General features: G+C 73.8%; 1 protein-coding gene. It reads left to right on the top strand.

Annotation, left to right across the window (positions count from 1 at the left end; genetic code table 11):
- Positions 1-20,718 (top strand): non-ribosomal peptide synthase/polyketide synthase (locus D7X12_RS23875; protein ID WP_120627585.1); only part of this gene is annotated, 20,718 nt, incomplete at both ends.

Here is a 20,718-nt window from a genome sequence, read left to right as displayed (position 1 = left end):
GCGCAGCTCGTCCCCCTGTCCGCCCGGAGCCCGGAGGCCCTGCGCGCGCTGGCGCGGGACTACCTGGCGCTGGGGCCCCGGGGCCCCTCGCCCCTGGAGTCGCTCGGGTTCTCCGCGGCCACGCGGCGCGGGCACCAGTCCCACCGCGCGGCCCTCCTGGCCACCACCTGGGAGGAGCTCCAGGCCCGGCTCCAGGCGCTGGCGGAGGGACAGCCCCACCCCGGCGTGGCGACGGGGCCGCAGAGCCCCGGCTCGCGTCCCCGCGTCGCGTTCGTCTTCTCCGGACAGGGCCCGCAGTGGTTCGGCATGGCCCGCGCCCTGCTGGCGCAGGAGCCCGTGTTCCGCCAGGTCGTGGAGCAATGCGACGCGCTCCTGAAGCCCCTGGCGGGCTGGTCCATCCTGGAGGAGCTGGCGGCGGAGGAAGGCCGCTCGCGGCTTTCGCAGACGGAGTTCGCGCAGCCGGTGATGTTCTCCCTCCAGGTGGGGCTCGCCGCGCTGTGGCGCTCGCTGGGCGTCGAACCGGATCAGCTCGTGGGCCACAGCGCCGGCGAGGTCGCCGCCGCGTGCGTCGCGGGAGCCCTGTCGCTGTCCCAGGCCCTGGAGGTCATCCTCCACCGGGGCCGCGTCACGCAGCAGGCCTCGGGCCGGGGCCGCATGGCCCTGCTGGAGCTGGCGCCGGACGAGGCCGCGCGGCTGCTCGCGGGCTACGAGGGACGGCTGGCCATCGCCGCCCGCAACGGCCCCACGTCCACCATCGTCTCCGGTGACGTGGACGCGCTCACGGAGCTGCTGGGCTCGCTGGAGCAGCGGCAGGTCCACGCGCGGCTGCTCGCCGTCAACTTCGCGTCGCACTGCCACCACATGGATCCGGCGCGCGAGGCCATGCGCGAAGCGCTCCGCCACCTGCGGCCCTCCGCGCCCACCGTGCCCATGGTCTCCACCGTCTCCGCGCTGCCCGTGGAGGGCGCGGTGCTCGACGGCGAGTACTGGGCCCGGCAGCTGCGCGAGCCCGTGCGCTTCGCCGACACGATGGAGCGCCTGGTCGACTCGGGCTGCGGCCTCTTCGTGGAGGTGGCGCCCCACCCGCTCCTGCTGGCCGACATCGCCCAGCTCTTGCGCGTGCGCGGCCTTCCGGGCGTGGCCGTGCCGTCCATGCGCCGGGGTGAGGACGAGCGCGCGGTGCTGCTCGGTTCACTGGGAGCGCTCTACGCCCAGGGCGTGGACATGAGCTGGAGCGAGCTCTTCGCGAAGGACACCCCCGGCGTGCCGCTGCCCACCTACCCCTGGCAGCGGGAGCGGTGCTGGGTCGCCCTGCCCCAGGGGGGCGCGGCCACCCCCACCGAGGCGCCCGAGCTGTCCGAGGACTGGTTCTACGGGACGCGCTGGGAGCCCGCCGCCCCGGCCCCCGCCGTGCAGGTCGCCGCGCGCTGGCTGCTGCTGGGCGACACGCACGGCACCGGCGCCGCGCTCGCGGAGCGCCTGCGTCAGCAGGGCCAGCCCGTGATGCTCGTGGAGCCGGGCGAGGGCGGCCTGGACGCGGCCCACGCCTCCGACGAGGCGCTGGCGCGGGTGCTCGACACCGCGCTGGGTCAGGACGCGCGGAGTCCCCTGCGCGTCGTCTACCTGCGCGCGCTGGATGGCGTGCTCCCGGAGAGCGCGGACCTGGAGACGGTGGGCGCGGCGCTGGCGCTGGGATGCGTGCCGGTGGTGTCCGTGCTGCGGACCCTGCTTTCGCGGCAGCCCGCGGACGCGCGGCTGTGGCTTGTCACGCGCGGAGCCCAGCCCGTGGGCGACGGCCCGCATGCGCTGGAGACCGCGCAGGCCACGCTCTGGGGCTTGAGCAGCACGCTCGCCTCGGAGCACCCCGAGCTGTGGGGCGGCATGGTGGACCTGGATCCCGCCGCGTCCGCGGAGGAGGGCTCGGCGGCGCTGTGCGAGGCGCTCCAGGCCGGCGACGGCGAGGACCGGGTGGCGCTGCGCCAGGGCCGCCGCTTCGTGGAGCGCATGGTGCGCCGCCAGGAGCTGGCCGCGTCGCGCGCGCCGCTGCGCGTGCGGGCGGACGGGACGTACCTCGTCACCGGTGGCCTGGGCGGACTGGGCGCGCACGTCGCGCGCTGGCTGGTCCAGCAGGGCGCGCGCCGGCTCATCCTCCTGGGCCGCACGCCGCTGCCGCCGCGCTCGAAGTGGAAGCGCCTGGAGCCCGACGCGCCGCAGGCCCGGCAGGTGGGCCTGGTGCGCGAGCTGGAGGCGCTGGGCGCCAGCGTGCACGTGGCCTCCGTGGACGTGGGAGACGGGGCCGCGCTGGCGCAATACCTGGAGACCTTCCGCGACGAGGGCTGGCCGGAGCTTCGCGGCGTCATCCACGCGGCGGGCGTCCTGCTGCCCCAGGAACAGCCCGTGGCCCAGATGGACGCGCGGCCCTTCGACACGCTCCTGCGGCCCAAGGCGCTGGGCGGCTGGCTGCTGCACCGGCTGCTGCGGGACACGCCGCTGGACTTCTTCGTCTCGTTCTCGTCGGTGTCGGCCTACATCGGGTCGCCGGGCCAGGCCCCCTACTCCGCCGCCAACGCCTTCCTCGCGGCCCTGGCCCACCTGCGCCACGCGGCGGGGCTGCCGGCGCTCACCATCGACTGGGGCACGTTCGCCGAGGCCGGCATGGCCGCGCGGCTGGAGCAGGGCCGTAGAATCACCGGCCGTGGCCTGCGGCTGATGGAGCCCGAACAGGCGCTGCCCGCCATCGCGCCGCTGCTGGCCGCGGGCGAGCCCGTGGCCGGCGTGATGGACATCCGCTGGTCCGTGCTGCGCCAGGTCCTGGAGACCCGCGGCGAGCGCCGGGTGCTCGCCCTGCTCGCTGACACCGGGCCCGAGGCGGCGCTTCCGGTGGCCGCTTCCGGGCCCCAGCTGCGCGCCACGCTGCTCGCGCTGGACGGGTCCGCTCGCGCCGATGCGCTGACCGCGTTCCTGCGCGGCGAGGCCGGCACGGTGCTGGGCCTTCCGCCGGAGAAGCTGGACGTGGGCCAGCCCCTGGGCACGCTGGGCTTCGACTCCATCATGTCGGTGGACCTGCGAAACCGCATCCAGGCCCGCTTGCAGGTGACGATCCCCATCGTCGAACTCGTCAAGGGTCCCAGCCTCACCACCCTGACGTCGCGCCTGCTCACGCTGCTCGCCGCCGACCCGGGCGCAGCGCACGCCGAGGGCTCCGGGTCTCCGCCGCTGCGGCGGCTCCCGGACGAGAGCCCCACCCACCCGCTCTCGTACGCCCAGGAGCGCATGTGGTTCATCCAGCAGCTGGAGCCCGGCAACATCGCCCTCAACGTGCCCCTGCTGGCGCGCTTCCGCGGCCTGCTGGAGCCGCAGCCGCTGGGCCGCATCTTCACGGAGCTGCTGCGCCGCCACGAGGCCCTGCGCACCACGTTCGCCACCGTGGACGGGCGCCCGCTCCAGGTGGTCGCGGAGCCCTTCGACGTCCAGGTCCCCTGCTTCGACCTGCGCACCCTGCCGCCCGAGGCCCGCGAGGCCGCGGCGCACGAGCGGGTGATGGAGCTGTCGCGCCAGACGTTCGACCTGGAGAAGGGCCCCATCCTCCGGCTGGCCCTGTTCCAGCTCGCGGACGACACGTCGCACGTGCTGATGGTGATGCACCACATCATGACGGACGGCTGGTCCCTGGTGGTGCTCGCGAGCGAGCTGGGCTCGTTGGTGGAGGCCGCCTCGCGGGGACGCGTCACCCCGCTGCCCGAGCTGCCGGTGCGCTACTCGGACTTCGCCCGCTGGCAGCGGCAGTGGCTGCAGGGCGACGCGCTGGAGTCCCAGCTCGCCTGGTGGAAGGCGCGGCTCGCCGGCGTTCCCGACGTGCTGGAGCTGCCGACGGACCGGCCCCGGCCCACCGTCCCCTCCCGCCGCGGTGAGCGCTACGCGCTGCGCCTGTCGCGCCCGCTCACGCAGGGCCTCAAGGCGCTCAGCCAGCAGGAGGGCGCCACGCTCTTCATGACGCTGCTGGCCGGCTTCCAGGTGCTCCTGCACCGCTACTCCGGACAGGACGACTTCTGCGTGGGTTCACCCACCGCGGGCCGCAGCCGTTCAGAGCTGGAGGGGCTGGTCGGCTTCTTCCTCAACACCCTGGTGCTGCGCGCCAGCTTCCAGCCGGCGCTGAGCTTCCGCGAGCTCGTCGCCCAGGTGCGCGAGGTGGCCCTGGGGGCCTACGCCCACCAGGACGTGCCCTTTGACCGGCTGGTGGAGGCGCTCAAGCCCACGCGCACGCTCAGCCACGCGCCGCTCTTCCAGGTGCTCTTCATCCTGCACCGGGCGCACGACGCCTCCATCCTCACCGGCGCCCTCACGGACGTGGAGGACATCCACTTCGGCGCCACGCTGTACGACCTCAACCTCTCCTTCATGGAGGACGAGCACGGCTTGAAGGGCTGGCTGGAGTACAGCGCCGACCTCTTCGACGAGGCGACCATCGCCCGCATGGCGGCGCACCTCCAGGTGGTGCTGGAGGGCGCGGTGGCCGACCCGGGCCAGCGCATCACCCACCTGCCGCTGCTCACCCCGCCCGAGCGCCAGCAGCTGCTCGTGGACTGGAACGCCACGCGCGTGGACTTCCCCACCACCGCGTGCTTCCCCCAGCTCTTCGAGCAGCAGGCCGCACGCGCTCCGGACGCCGTGGCCCTGGTCTGCGAGGAGCGGCAGCTCACCTACCGCGAGCTGAACGCCCGGGCCAACCGCCTGGCGCACCTGCTGGTGGCCGAAGGCGTGGGCCCCGACATGCCCGTGGGCCTGCTGGGCCCTCGCGGCATCGACTTCGTCACCGCCCTGCTCGCCATCCTCAAGGCCGGCGGCACCTACCTGCCCATGGATCCAGCGCATCCGCCGCACCGCATCGCGCAGGTGCTGGAGCAGAGCCTGGCGCCCCGCGTGCTCGTGGCGGCGGAGCTCGCCTCCACGCTGGAGCACGCGTGCGAGCTGCTGCCCACCCCCGTGGCGCGGCCGCGAGGCCTCGTCCTGGAGGACGCCCTCGCGCAGCCGGGCCCCGACGTCAATCTGCCCGCGCGCGCGGGGCCGGGGCATCTGGCGTACATCATCTACACGTCGGGCTCCACGGGCGTGCCCAAGGGCGCCATGCTGGAGCACGCGGGCCTGCTCAACCACCTGTACGTCCTCATCCAGGAGATGGCGCTGTCCGAACGCGACGGGGTGGCGCAGACGGCGTCCCAGTCCTTCGACATCTCCGTCTGGCAGTTCCTCACGGCGTTGATGCTGGGCGGCCGTACGCACCTGCTGCTGAACGACGTGGTGCGAAGCCCGCCGCGGCTGCTCCAGGAGATGCAAGCGCAGGGGCTCACCATCGTGCAGGTGGTGCCCTCCGTGCTGCGCGTGATGCTGGAGGAGGCCGAGGCGCTGGGCCCGGCCCGCCCCGCGCTCGAGTCCCTGCGGTGGATGATCCCCACCGGCGAGGCCCTGCCTCCGGAGGTGAGCCGCAAATGGTTCTCGCTGTACCCGCGCATCCCGCTGCTCAACGCCTACGGCCCGGCGGAGTGCTCGGATGACGTGACGCTCCACGTGCTGCGCCAGGCCCCCACCACGGTGAACACCCCCATTGGCCGCGTGGTGGCGAACCTCCAGCTCTACCTGCTGGACCGCGCGGGACAGCCCGTGCCCCTGGGCGTGCCCGGGGAGATCCACATCGGCGGCGTGGGCGTGGGGCGTGGCTACCTGAACGATGCCCGGCGCACGGCGGAGCAGTTCCTGCCGGATCCCTTCCGCGGCGAGCCGGGCGCGCGCTTCTACCGGACGGGCGACCTGGGCCGGTTCCTGCGCGACGGCACCATCGAGTTCCTGGGCCGCGTGGACCACCAGGTCAAGGTGCGCGGCTTCCGCATCGAGCTGGGAGAGATTGAGCTGGCGCTGGAGCGGCACGCGGCGGTGCTGGAGGCCGTCGTCGTCGCGCGCGAGGACGTGCCCGGCAGCGTGCGGCTGGTGGGCTACGTGGCGCCGCGCGCGGGCCAGACGCTGGACTCCGGCGAGGTGCGCGCGTTCATCAAGGAGCGGCTGCCGGAGTACATGGTGCCGCCCGTGCTGGTGGTGCTGGAAGCGCTGCCGCGCTCGCCCAACGGCAAGGTGGACCGCAAGAGCCTGCCCGTCCCCACGGCCGGCGCCGTGAGGCAGCGCGAGTTCGTCGCGCCGCGCACCGCGCTGGAGCAACAGCTGGCCCAGATGTGGGTGGAGGTCCTGCGCGTGGAGCGCGTGGGGCTGCACGACGACTTCTTCGAGCTGGGCGGCCACTCGCTGCTCACCACCCAGGTGCTGTCGCGCATCCGCAAGGCGTTCCAGGTGGAGCTGCCCCTGCGCGAGCTGTTCGACGCCTCCACGGTGGCGGCCCTCGCGGCCCGGGTCGAGGTGGCGCTGGGCGACACGCGCACGTCGCGCCCGCCGCCGCTCACGCGCGTGTCCCGCGAGGGGCGGCTGGTGCCGTCCTTCGCCCAGCAGCGGCTGCTCTTCATCGATCAGCTCCAGCCGGACAGCCCCCTCTACAACATCCCCTCCGCGGTGCTGCTGGAGGGGCTGCTCGACACGGACGCCCTCGAAAGGGCGCTCGCGGAGGTGCGCCGCCGTCACGAATCGCTGCGCACCACCTTCCACGTGGACGACGCGGGGCCGCGCCAGCACATCACTTCCGACGCCGGGCTGCCGCTCGCCCGGCATGACCTGCGGCACCTGCCCCCGTCCGAGCGCATGTCGGAGGCCCTCCGGCTGGCGTCCCGGGAGGCCCAGCGTCCCTTCGCGCTGGACCGGGGCCCGCTGGTACGGGCCGCGCTGCTCCAGTTGGAGCCCGCATGCCACGTGCTGACGCTGACGATGCACCACATCGTCTCGGATGGCGGGTCCATGCTGCTGCTGGTGCGCGAGGTGGCCGCGCTCTACGAGGCCTTCCGCGCGGGCCAGCCGTCCCCCCTGCCGGAGCTGTCCGTCCAGTACACCGACTTCGCCCACTGGCAGCGCCAGTGGCTCCAGGGCGGCGCGCTGGAGTCCCAGCTGGACTGGTGGCGCCAGGAGCTCCAGGGCGTGCCGCAGGTGCTGGAGCTGCCCACCGACCGCCCCCGTCCCCGGGCCCAGTCCTTCCGGGGCGCGGCCATGCCCGTCCACTACCCGCGCGCACTGTCCGACTCCGTGCGGGCCTTCAGCCAGCGCGAGGGCGTCACGCCCTTCATGCTGCTCATGGCCGCGTTCCAGGTGCTCCTGCACCGCTATTCGGGCCAGGCCGACTTCTGCGTGGGTTCACCCACCGCCGGCCGCAACGTGGCGGAGACCGAAGGACTCATCGGCTTCTTCGTCAACAACCTGGTGCTGCGCGTGCGGCTGGGAGGAGACCCCACCTTCCGCGAGCTGCTGGCCCAGGTGCGTGAGACGACGCTCGGCGCCTTCGCCCACCAGGAGCTGCCCTTCGAGCGGCTGGTGGAGGCGCTCCAGCCCGTGCGCGACCTCACGCGCTCCCCGCTCTTCCAGACCGTCTTCGTCCTCCAGCAGGACGTGCTCCCCGAGCTCAAGCTCCCGGGCCTGTCGCTGCGCCCGCTGACGCTGGAGCAGCACACCGCCAAGTTCGACCTCCTGCTGTCGCTGACGGACACGGCGGACGGCCTGGTGGGTTCGCTGGAGTACGGCACCGACCTGTTCGACGGCGCCACCGCCGCGCGCATGGTGGAGCACCTGCACCAGCTGCTGCTGGGCATCCTCGCGGACCCGTCGCGGCGCATCTCCCGGCTGCCCCTGCTGGCCCAGGCCGAGCGGCACCGGCTGCTGCGCGAGTGGAGCGGGCCGCGCGCTTCGAGTCCCGCGAGCGCCTGCGTCCACCACCAGTTCGAGGCGCTGGCGGCCCGGACGCCGGACGCCGTCGCCGTCACCTTCGAGGACACCCACCTCTCCTACGGCGAGCTCAACGCGCGCGCCAACCGGCTCGCGTGGCGGCTGCGCGGGCTGGGCGTGGGCCCGGAGACGCTCGTGGGCCTGTGCGTGGAGCGCTCGCTGGAGATGGTGGTGGGCATCCTCGGCATCCTCAAGGCCGGCGGCGCCTACGTGCCGTTGGATCCGGCCTACCCCCGGGAGCGCCTGGCCTTCATGCTCGAGGACTCGCGGGTGCCGGTGCTGCTCACGCAGCAGGCGCTGGTCGCGACCCTGCCGGAGCACACCGCCACGGTGCTGTGCCTGGACGCCGCGCCGGAGCCTGCGTCCGAGCGGCAGGACAACCCCGTCTCCGGCGTCACCTCCGAGCACCTCGCCTACGTCATCTACACGTCCGGCTCCACCGGGAAGCCCAAGGGCGCGCAGCTTGCGCACGGGCGCATCACCCGCCTCTTCTCCGCCACCCAGCCCTGGTTCCACTTCGGCGCGAACGACGTGTGGACGCTGTTCCACTCCTACGCGTTCGACTTCTCCGTCTGGGAGCTGTGGGGCGCGCTCATCCACGGCGGCCGGCTGGTGGTGGTGCCCTACTGGGTGAGCCGCTCCCCGGAGGCCTTCCACGCCCTGCTGAAGCAGGAGCGCGTCACGGTGCTCAACCAGACGCCCTCCGCCTTCCGCCAGCTCATCCAGGTGGACTCGGCCACGTCAGGCCCGAGCGGCCTCGCCCTGCGCAACGTCATCTTCGGCGGAGAGGCGCTCGAGTTCGCCAGCCTGCGGCCGTGGTTCGCCCGGCACCCGGACACCCGGCCCCGGCTGGTCAACATGTACGGCATCACCGAGACCACGGTGCACGTCACCTACCGTCCCCTGCGCGCCGAGGATGCGCAGGGCACGACGGGCAGCATCATCGGCGTGCCCATCCCGGACCTGCAGCTCTACGTGCTGGACGCGCACCTGCAGCCGGCGCCCATCGGCGTTCCGGGCGAGCTGTACGTCGGTGGCATGGGCCTGGCCCGCGGCTACCTGGCGCGCCCGGCGCTCACCGCGGAGCGCTTCATCCCGGATCCCTTCAGCGACGCGCCCGGCGCCCGCCTCTACAAGTCGGGAGACCGCGCGCGCTACCTCGTGGACGGGAGCCTGGAGTACCTGGGCCGCGGCGACTTCCAGGTCAAGCTGCGCGGCTTCCGCATCGAGCTGGGAGAGATTGAAGCGGCGCTCGCGCAGCACGGCTCGCTGCGCGAGGCGGCGGTGCTGGTGCGCGAGGACTCGCCGGGCCACAAGCGGCTGGTGGCCTACGCCGTCCCGGCCCCCGGCGCCGCGCTCGACGTGGAGGCCCTGCGAGCCCACCTCAAGGCGCGCCTGCCCGAGTACATGGTGCCCGCCGCCTTCGTCAGCCTGACGGAGCTGCCGCTCACCTCCCACGGCAAGCTGGACCGCGGAGCGCTGCCCGCGCCCGAGCAGGCCGTCCCCGAAGCCGCCTTCGTCGCGCCCGTCACCCCCGTGGAGCAGACGCTGGCCGCCCTGTGGGCGCAGGTGCTGGGCGTGGTGCGCGTGGGCCTTTCGGACAACTTCTTCGCGCTCGGCGGCGACTCCATCCTCAGCCTCCAGGTCATCGCCCGCGCCCAGCGCGCCGGGCTGCGCCTCACCCCCCGTCAGCTCTTCCAGCACCAGACGGTGGCGGAGCTGGCGCGCGTGGTGGAGACCACCGCCGCGCCCAGGGCCGAGCAGGGCCTCGTCACCGGCGAGGTGCCGCCCACGCCCATCCAGCGCGCCTTCTTCGAGTGGGAGTTCGCGCAGCCCCACCACTACAACCAGGCCGTGCTGCTGGAGGCGCCCGAGCCGCTGGACGCCGCGACGCTGGAGCAGGCGCTGCAAGCGCTGGTGGAGCACCACGACGCGCTGCGCACGCGCGCCCTGCGCGGCGACCAGGGCTGGACGCTCTCCCAGGTAGGCCTGGACGCGCCCGTGCGGCTGGAGCGGCTGGACGCCGGAGCCTCGGGAGCCTCGCTGGAGCGCGAGACGGCGCGGGTGCAGGCCAGCCTGTCGCTGGAGTCAGGACTGCTGCTGGGCGCCGCCCTCTTCGAGCCGGACGCGGGACAGCCCCAGCGGCTGCTGCTGTACATCCACCACCTCGCGGTGGATGGCGTGTCGTGGCGCGTGCTCCTGGAGGACCTGGACACCGCCTACGGACAGCTCGCGCGCGGTGAGCGCGTGGCGCTGCCGCCGAAGACGACGCCGTTCCTCGAGTGGGCCCGGCGGCTCCAGCAGCACGCGCTGACGCCGCGGGTGGAGCAGGAGCTGGCCTACTGGCGGACGGAGGGCCGCCGCCCCGTGCCGGCCCTGCCGGTGGAGCGGGAGGGGCAGCCCCAGCACCAGGCGACCTCGCGCCGCGTGGTGGTGCGCCTGGACGCGGCGCGGACGCGGACGCTGCTGCAGGAGGTGCCCACGGCGTACCGCTCGCGCATCGACGAGGTGTTGCTGGCGGCGCTGGCCCGCGCGCTCACGCGCTGGACGGGCTCCGAGTCCCTCCGGGTGGACCTGGAGGGCCACGGCCGCGAGGACCTCTTCGAGGACGTGGACCTGTCGCGCACCGTGGGCTGGTTCACGGCGCTCTACCCGGTGGTGCTCCAGGTGCCCGCGGGCGCGAGCCCGGCCACGGCGCTCCGGGCCGTGAGGGACTCGCTGCGGCGGGTGCCGGGTCGCGGCCTGGGCCATGGGCTCTTGCGCCACCTGGGTCCGGACGCCGTGCGGGAGCAGCTGCGCGCGCTGCCGGCGGCGCCGGTGGCCTTCAACTACCTGGGCCAGTTCGACGCGGTGGCCTCCGGCGCGGCGCGGATGCGTCCCTCGCGCGAGTCCGCCGGGCCCACGCGCTCCGGGCTCGGACAGCGCACCCACCTCCTGGAGGTGAACGGGCTGGTGCTGGGCGGCGAGCTGGAGCTGGAGTGGATCTACAGCGAGGCCGTGCACACGCACGCCACGGTGGAGGCGCTGGCCCAGGAACTCCTGACGGCGCTGCGCGAGCTCATCGAAGGTCGCGACTCCGAGGACGCGCGGCGCTACACGCCGGGAGACTTCCCGCTGGCGGACGTGAGCCCCGCGGTGCTGGGCACCGTGCTGCCCGCGGGCGAGCCGGTGGAGGACGTCTACCGCCTCACGCCCATGCAGCAGGGCATGCTGTTCCAGACGCTGCTGGAGCCGGGGGCGGGCGCGTACTTCGAGCAGCTCTCCTGGTCCCTGCACTCAGGGCTGGACGTCGCGGCCTTCCGTCAGGCGTGGCAGGCGGTGGTGGACCGGCACCCGGCGCTGCGCACCCGCTTCCACTGGGAAGGCCTGGCGGAGCCGCTCCAGGTGGTGCTCCCGCGCGCGGAGCTGCCCTGGAGCGAGGAGGACCTGCGGGGCCTGTCGCCCGCGGAGCAACAGGCCCGGCTTTCGGCGTGGCTGGAGGCGGACCGCACGCGGGGCTTCGAGCTGTCGCGCGCGCCGCTGCTGAGGCTGACGCTGTTGCGGCTGGACGCGCACGTGTACCGCTGCGTCTGGAGCTTCCACCACCTCATCCAGGACGGGTGGAGCATGGGGCTGCTGCTCCAGGACGTGTTCTCCGCCTACGCGGCGCTGCTCGCGGGCCAGCCGCCCCGGCTGGGACGCGCACCGGCCTTCCGCGACTACGTGGAGTGGCTGGGACGCCAGGACCTGACGCGCACCGAGGCCTGGTGGAGGAAGACGTTCGCGGGCTTCCTGGCGCCCACCCCGCTGCCCGGTGACGAGCGCGCGGGCGCCCTCCGGGACCGGAGCCAGGGCCGAAGCGGCATGGTGGAGCTGCTCCTCCCCGAGGGGCTGACCGAAGCGCTGCAGGGCTTCGCGCGGCAGCACCAGCTCACGCTCAACACGCTCGTGCAGGGCGCGTGGGCGCTGCTGCTGGGCCGCCACACGCACCTTTCGGACGTGGTGTTCGGAGCCACCGTCGCCGGCCGGCCTCCGGGCCTCTCCACCGCGGCGGACACGGTGGGCCTGTTCATCAACACCGTGCCCGTGCGCGTGACGCTCCCCGCTGGCGAGCGGCTCCTGCCGTGGCTGCGGCGCATCCAGGCGCAGCAGGCCGAAGCGCAGGAGCATGAGCACAGCCCGCTGGTCCAGGTGCAGGGCTGGAGCGGTGTGCCCCGGGGCACGCCGCTCTTCGAGACGCTCCTCGTCTTCGAGAACTACCCGGTGGACGACTCCGTGCGCGCGCGGGCCGGCGGGCTGGACGTGCGCGACGTCCGGTTCGACGAGCGGCCCCACTACGCCCTCAACGTGACGGTCATCCCGGACAGGCAGCTGCGGCTGAAGCTGGCCCATGACACCTCGCGCCTGACACGCGCCACGGTGGAGCGGCTTGCGGGCCACTGGCGCACGCTGCTGGAGGGCCTGGTGGCGCGCCCCGGACAGCGGCTGGGCGACCTGCCCCTGCTCACGGACGGGGAGCGCCGGCAGCTGCTCACCACCTGGAACGACACCCACTCCATCTTCCCGGCCGGCTGCGTCCACCACCTCTTCGAGGCCCAGGTGGAGCGCACGCCCGACGCGGAGGCCGTGCGTCAGGGCGAAGCGCGGCTGACGTACGGCGAGCTGGAGCGCCGGGCCAACCAGCTGGCGCACCACCTGCGCGCGCGCGGCGTGGGGCCGGGCGTGCTGGTGGGCCTGTACGTGGAGCGCACGGTGGAGATGGCCGTGGGCCTGCTGGGCATCCTCAAGGCGGGCGGCGCCTACGTGCCGTTGGATCCGGGCTACCCGGTGGCGCGGCTGGCCTCCATGCTGGAGGACTCGGCGGTGCCGGTGCTCGTGACGCAGGAGCGGCTGGCGGACGAACTGCCCGCCGGGGCCTTCCAGACGGTGTGCCTGGACGCGGACCGCGCCCTCGTGGCGCGTGAGCGCGACACGCGGCCCGTCAGCAGCGTCACCGCGGACGACCTGGCGTACGTCATCTACACCTCCGGCTCCACGGGCCGCCCCAAGGGCGTGCTCATCGAGCACCGGGGCGTGGTCAACTACCTGGCGTGGTGCGCCCGGGCCTATCCGGCCGCCGAGGGCGCCGCGCCCGTGCACTCGTCGCTCGCGTTCGACCTGACGGTGACGAGCCTGCTCCTGCCGCTGACGGTCGGCCGCGCGGTGGTGCTGGTGGAGGAAGGCGGCGTGGAGGGGCTCGCGCGCGTGGTGCGCGAAGGCGGCGGCTACGGCCTCGTCAAGCTGACGCCTTCCCACCTCCAGTTGCTGGCGCGGCAGCTGCGCCCGGAGGAGGCCCGCGGCGGCGCCCGCGCCTTCGTCATCGGCGGCGAGGCGCTCACCGCGGAGCACCTGACGTTCTGGCGCGAGCACGCGCCGGCCACCCGGCTCATCAACGAGTACGGCCCCACGGAGACGGTGGTGGGCTGCTGCGTGCACGAGGTGACGGCGGACGCGGCGCCGGGGAGCGTCGTCTCCATTGGCCGGCCCATCGCCAACGTGGACCTGCACGTGCTGGACGCGGACCTGCGGCTGGTGCCGGTGGGCGTCGCCGGAGAGCTGTACATCGGCGGCGTGCAGCTGGCCCGGGGCTACTGGCGCAGGCCGGACCTCACGGCGGAGCGCTTCATCCCGCACCCCTTCAGCTGGAAGCCCGGCGCGCGGCTGTACCGCACGGGAGACCGGGTGCGGCGCAACGCGGACGGCACGCTGGAGTTCCTCGGCCGCCTCGACTCGCAGGTGAAGGTGCGCGGCTACCGCATCGAGTTGGGCGAAGTGGAAGCGCTGCTCGCGGCGTGCCCGGGCGTCAGCGAGGCGGCGGTGGTGACGCGCGAGGACGGCTCCGGTTCGGCGCAGCTCGTGGCGTACGTCACGGGCGACGTGGACGCGGCGCGGCTGCGCCAGACGCTCGCGGAGCAGCTGCCCGCGTACATGGTGCCCTCCGCCTTCATCCGCCTGGACGCGCTGCCGCTCACGCCCAACGGCAAGGTGGACAGCAAGGCGCTCGCGGGCCTGGGGCTGGAGGCCGGGCCGCGCGAACCCACGGACACCTTCCGTGCGCCACGCACGCCCACCGAGCAACTGCTCGCCGGCATCTGGGAACAGGTGCTGCGCGTGGAGCGCGTGGGCCTGGGAGATGACTTCTTCGACCTGGGCGGCCACTCGCTCCTGGCCACCCAGCTCGTCTCGCGCATCCAGGGCACCTTCCAGGTGGAGCTGCCGCTCGGCGACATCTTCGAGGCGCCGACCCTGACGGCCCTGGCGGAGCGCATCGCGCAGCAGGCTCACGGGGAGAAGCCCCCCGCCCTGGAGCGGCTGCCCCGCACGGGCGACCTGCCGCTGTCCTTCGCGCAGCAGCGGCTGTGGTTCCTGGATCAACTGGAGCCGGACAGCGCCGCCTACAACATCTCCAGCGCGCTGCTGCTGGAGGGCGCGCTCGACGTGGACGCGCTGGAGAAGGGCCTGGGCGCCCTGCTGTCGCGCCACGAGGCCCTGCGCGGCGCGTTCCCAGAGGCCGACGGTCGGCCGGTCCTCCGGCTCGCTCCAGACACCCTGCCGCTGGCGCTGCGCGTGGAGGACCTGGGACACCTGCCCGCCGAGGGGCGGCTGGACGCGGCCCTGCGCCAGGCCGCCGAGGACGCACGCAAGCCCTTCGTGCTCGCCGAGGCCCCGCTGCTTCGCGCGTTGCTGCTGCGGCTGGAGTCCGGACGCCACGTGCTGGCCCTCACCGTCCACCACATCGTCGCGGACGGCGCGTCCATGGCGGTGCTGGTGCGCGAACTCTCCGAGCTCTACGAGGCCTTCCGCGCGGACCGGTCCCCGGCGCTGCCCGGGCTGCCCGTGCAGTACGCGGACTTCGCCCACTGGCAGCGCCAGTGGCTCCAGGGCCCCGTCCTGGAAGCGCAGCTCGACTGGTGGCGCGAGCAGCTTCGGGACATGCCCCAGGCGCTGGAGCTGCCCACCGACCGGCCCCGCCCCGCGGCCCAGTCCTTCCGGGGCGCGGCCGTTCCGGTCCGGTTGCCGGTGGAGCTGACGCAGGAGCTCCACGCCTTCTGCCGGCGCGAGGGCGTCACCCCCTTCATGGTGCTCCTGGCCGCCTTCCAGGTGCTGCTGCACCGCCACTCCGGGCAGGAGGACGTGGGCGTCGGCTCCCCCATCGCCGGGCGCACGCGTTCGGAGACCGAAGGCCTCATCGGCTTCTTCGTCAACACGCTGGTGCTGCGCGCGCGGATGGGGGGAGACCCCACCTTCCGTGAGCTGCTGGCCCAGGTGCGGCGCACGGCGCTGGGCGCGTACTCGCACCAGGACCTGCCCTTCGAGCAGCTGGTGGACGCGGTGCGGCCCGAGCGGGACCTGAGCCGCTCCCCGCTCTTCCAGGTGATGTTCGTCCTGGACCAGGACGCGCTCGCCGGCGTGCAGCTGCCGGGCCTGTCGCTGAAGCCGCTCTCGCTGGAGCGGGACACGGCGAAGTTCGACCTCACGCTCGCGCTGGCGGACACGGCCGACGGACTCGTGGGCTCGCTGGAGTACAGCACCGACCTCTTCGACGCGGCGACGGTCGCGCGGCTCGCCGGCCACCTGGAGACGCTGCTGCGGGGCATCCTCGCCACGCCGGATCAGCACCTCTCCCGGCTGCCGCTGCTGTCGGAGGCCGAGCAGCACCAGCTCGTCTCGGAGTGGAACGACACGCGCCTGCCTCGCGAGGCGGGGCTCACGCTGCACGGGCTCATCGAAGCCCAGGTCGAGCGCACGCCGGAGGCCGTGGCGGTGACGTTCGACGGCGAGCACCTCACCTACCGGCAGCTGGACGCGCGGGCCAACCAGGTCGCGCACGCGCTGCGTGAACGGGGTGTGGGGCCCGAAGCGCGGGTGGCGCTGTTGATGGAGCGCTCGGTGGAGCTGGTGGTGGGCCTGCTGGGCATCCTCAAGGCGGGCGGCGCCTACGTGCCGCTGGAGCCCACGCTGCCCCAGGAGCGGCTGCGGTCCATGCTCCGTGACAGCGAGGCGCGGCTGGTGCTCACCCAGGAGCGGCACGCACCGCTGCTCCCGGGTGACGCTCCGGCGGCCCTCTGCCTGGACACGGGCTGGAGCGACTTCGCGAAGCACGCGCAGGCGCGTCCGGACGTGACGGTGCACGGCGCCGGACTGGCCTACGTCATCTTCACCTCCGGCTCCACCGGCCAGCCCAAGGGAGCGATGAACACCCACGAGGCCCTCTGCAACCGCCTGCTGTGGATGCAGGAGGCCTACGGACTGACGGCGGAGGACCGCGTCCTGCAGAAGACGCCCTACGGCTTCGACGTGTCCGTGTGGGAGTTCTTCTGGCCGCTGATGACGGGCGCACGGCTCGTGGTCGCGCGGCCCGGCGGGCATCAGGACAGCGCGTACCTCACGCGGATCATCGTCGAGCAGGGCATCACCACCCTGCACTTCGTCCCGTCCATGCTGCGCGCCTTCCTGGAGGAGCCGGGCGTCGAGTCCTGCACCGGCCTGCGGCGGATTGTCTGCAGTGGCGAGGCGCTGCCCGCCGACCTGCAGATTCGCTGCCTGGAGCGGCTGCCGGCACAGCTGCACAACCTGTACGGCCCCACCGAGGCGGCGGTGGACGTCACCGCCTGGGCCTGCGCGCGGGGTGACACCCGGACGAGCGTGCCCATTGGCCGTCCCATCTCCAACGTGTACCTCCGCGTGCTCGGGCCGCGCCTGGAGCTGGTCCCCCCGGGGGCCGTGGGCGAACTCTTCCTGGGAGGCATCGCGCTGGCGCGCGGCTACGCGGGCCGTCCAGGCCTCACCGCGGAGCGCTTCGTTCCGGATCCGCTCGGCGCGACGCCGGGGGCCCGGCTCTACAAGACGGGGGACCGGGTCCGGTACCTGGCCGATGGCAGCCTCGAGTACCTGGGCCGGACCGACTTCCAGGTGAAGCTGCGCGGCTTCCGCATCGAGCTGGGGGAGATCGAAGCCGTCCTGGCCTCGCACGCCCCGGTGCGTCAGGCGGCCGTGCTCGTGCGCGAGGACGTCCCGGGCCAGAAGCGGCTGGTGGCCTACGTCGTCCCCGCCTCCGAGCCGATGGACGAGGAGGCCCTGCGCGCCGTGCTCAAGGCGCACCTCCCCGAGTACATGGTGCCGTCGGCCTTCGTCAGCCTCCCGGCGCTGCCGCTGTCCTCCAACGGCAAGCTGGACCGGCGCGCGCTCCCCGCGCCCGGCCGCGCGGCTTCCGGCGAGGACTTCCTCGCGCCCCGAACCCCCATGGAGCGCACCCTCGCGGACATCTGGGCCCAGGTGCTGGGCCTGGCGCGCGTGGGCACGGGCGACAACTTCTTCACGCTGGGAGGTGACTCCATCCTGGGCCTCCAGGTCGTCTCGCGCGCCCGGCGCGCGGGACTGCGCCTCACGGCCCGGCAGCTCTTCCAGCACCAGACGGTGGCGGAGCTGGCGCGGGCCGCGGGGGACTCCCCCCTGCTCCAGGCCGAACAGGGGCTCGTCACCGGCGAGGTGCCGCTCACGCCCATCCAGCACTGGTTCCTGGAGCAGCCCCGCTCCACGCCCCACCACTTCAACCAGGCCGTGCTGTTGGAGATCCTCCAACCGCTGGACGCCGCGCTGCTGGAGCGCGCCCTGGGACAGCTGCTGCTCCACCACGACGCCCTGCGCATGCGGTTCCAGTCCCAGCAGGGATGGTGGACGCAGCACCTGGGCGACGCGCAGTCCGCGACGCCCGCGCTGACGCGCGAGGACCTGTCCGCGCTGCCCGCGGACGCACGGCCCGCGGCCCTGGAGCGCATCGCGTCGCAAGCGCAGGCCCGCCTGCACCTCAGCGACGGTCCGCTGCTGCGCGCCGTCTGGTTCGACGCGGGCCCCACCGCGCCCGGCCACCTGCTGCTCGTCATCCACCACCTCGTGGTGGACGGCGTGTCCTGGCGCGTGCTGCTGGAGGACCTGGACGCCACGTACACGCGGCTGCGCGAGGGCTTCCCGCCCGCGCTGCCACCCAAGAGCACGTCCTTCAAGGCCTGGGCGGAGCGGCTGCACGGCCACGCCCGGTCCGATACCTTCGCCCGGCTTCCGGCGTGGCTGGACCTGCCCGCGCCCACGCCGCTGCCGGTGGACGCGCCCGGGGGGCTCAACACGCTCGACTCGGAGCGGCGCGTCGCCGTGTCCCTCACCGCCGGGGACACCCAGCTGCTGGTGCAGGAGGTGCCCGGCGCCTACGGGGCCCGGCTGGAGGAGGTGCTCCTCGCGGCCCTGACACACACGCTCGCGCGGTGGTCCGGCCAGTCCCACCTGATGGTGGACCTGGAGGGCCACGGCCGTGAGGACCTCTTCGAGGACGTGGACCTGTCGCGCACCGTGGGCTGGTTCACCACGCTGTTCCCCCTGCTCGTGGACGTGGACGCGTCCCACGGCCCCGCCGCCGCGCTGCGACAGGTGCGGCACGCCCTGCGCGCGGTGCCCGACAAGGGCCTGGGCTACGGGCTGCTGCACTACCTGCGTCCGCGGCAGGACGCGCGGCCCCGGTCCTCCGCGTCGGGAGCGCCCGTCCTCTTCAACTACCTGGGGCAGCTCGACTCGGCCCTTCCTTCCTCGCCCCACTTCCGCCTGTCACGGCTGCCCACCGGGCCGGTCCAGGGCGGCGAGGGCCCGCGCACGCACGTGCTGGAGGTCACCGCCTTCATCCTCGGAGGACGTCTGGAGATCGCCTTCGCGTACAGCCAGAACCTCCATCAGGAAGGCACCCTCCAGGGCCTGGGCCAGCACGTCGCCCAAACGCTCCGCGCCCTCGTCTCCGAGCGCCACTCGCCCCAGGCGCTCGCGCGCACCGCCGCGGACTTCCCGCTCGCGGGCGTGCCCACGCACCTGCTGGACGCGCTGCTCCAGGATCAGCCCGCGCTGGAGGACGTCTACCCGCTGGCGCCCATGCAGCGCGGCCTGCTCTTCCACGCGCTGCTGGCACCGGGCTCCAGCGCCTACTTCGAACAGCTCTCCTGGGCGTTCTTCAACACCGCGCTCGATCCGGTCGCCCTCCAGCGCGCCTGGGAGCACCTGCTGGCGCGCCACCCGGTGCTGCGGACGGGCTTCCTCTGGGAGGGCCTTGAGCAGCCGCTCCAGCTCGTGCACGCCCAGAGCCCGTTGCCCTGGCAGGTGCTCGACTGGCGCGCGCTTCCGGACGCGGAGCAGTCGTCCCGCTTCCAGGCGTTCCTCGCGGAGGACCGGGCCCGGGGCTTCGACCTCACCCGGCCGCCGCTGATGCGGCTGGCGCTCATCCAGTTGGCGGGGGACACGTGGCGCCTGGTGTGGAGCTTCCACCACCTGCTGGTGGATGGCTGGAGCATCGCGCTCGTCCTCAAGGAGCTGTTCGCGACGTACTCCCAGCTCGCCTCCGGTCAGCTGCTCGCGCGGGCCGCGCCGGCCCACGGCTACCGCGACTACGTGGCCTGGCTCCAGGGCCAGGAGCCCGCGAAGGCGGAGGCCTTCTGGCGCGCCACGCTCGCAGGCGTGTCCGCGCCCACCGCCCTGCCTGAGCCGCTCCCGGGTGAAGCCAGCGACTCCGCCGAGGGCAGCGAGCGCGAGGTGGCCCTGTCCGAAGAGGACACCGCGGCGATGCAGGCCTTCGCCCGCAAGCACCAGCTCACGCTCAACACGCTCGTGCAGGCCGCGTGGGCCCTGGTGCTCGCCCACCACGCGGGTGGGTCCGAGGCCGTCTTCGGCGCCACGCGCTCCGGCCGTCCGGCCGCGCTCGCGAACGTGGAGTCCGCGGTGGGCCTGTTCATCAACACCCTGCCGGTCCGCGTCGCGCTGCCCGCGCACGCCCGGGTGGGGCCGTGGCTGCGGGAGCTCCAGGCGCGTCAGCTGGAGCTGGCCGACCACGAGCACACGCTCCTCGCCGACATCCAGGCCTGGAGCGGGGTGCCGCGCGGCACGTCGCTCTTCGAGAGCATCCTCGTCGTCGAGAACTACCCCGTCGATGCCTCGCTGAAGGAAGGCGCGCGCCACCTGGACATCCGCGATCCCCAGAGCTTCTCGCGCACCAACTACCCGCTCACCGCGGTCGCCATCCCACAGCGGGAGCTGCGGCTGCGGCTGGTCTCCGGCGTCCAGCGCCTCGGTCCGGCCACGCTGGAGCGGCTGCTCACGCAGTGGCGCGCCGCCCTGGCGGGGCTCACGGCCTCGGCCGACAGCCGGCTGGGAGACGTCACGCTGCTGTCGCCCGATGAGCGTCACCGCATGCTGGTGACGTGGAATGACTCGCGCGTCGACTTCACGCAGGACACCTGCGCGCACCACCTCTTCGAGGCGCAGGTCGCGCTCACGCCCGACGCCCCCGCGCTGGAGTGCCAGGGCACCACGCTCAGCTACCGGGAGCTGGACTCACGCGCCAACCAGCTCGCCCACCACCTGCTCCAGTCGGGCGTGGGGCCGGACGTGCGCGTCGCCCTGTGCTGCGAGCGCTCGCCGGAGCTGATCACCGGCATGCTCGGCATCCTCAAGGCCGGCGGCGCCTTCGTCCCGCTCGAGCCGTCCCATCCGGCCGAGCGGCTCGCCTTCGTGGTGAAGGACAGCGGCGCGACCGTGCTGCTCACGCAGAAGCACCTGGTGCCTCCAGGGACCGACACGCGGATTTCGCGCGTCCTCCTGGACGAGGATTGGGGGGCCATCGCCCGTCAGCCCACGCACCCGCCCGCCTCCCGCGTCCTGCCGGACCACCTCGCCTACGTCATCTACACCTCCGGCTCCACCGGCAGGCCCAAGGGCACCCTCCTGCACCACCGCGGCCTGTCCAACACCGCCCAGGCCGCCGTCCTGCGCCACGGCTTCGCCCCCGCCTCCCGCGTCCTCCAG

This window comes from Corallococcus sicarius, from assembly GCF_003611735.1.
In the GTDB taxonomy this organism is placed as follows: Bacteria; Myxococcota; Myxococcia; order Myxococcales; family Myxococcaceae; genus Corallococcus; species Corallococcus sicarius.
This window is presented reverse-complemented; position numbering and strand designations above follow the sequence as displayed.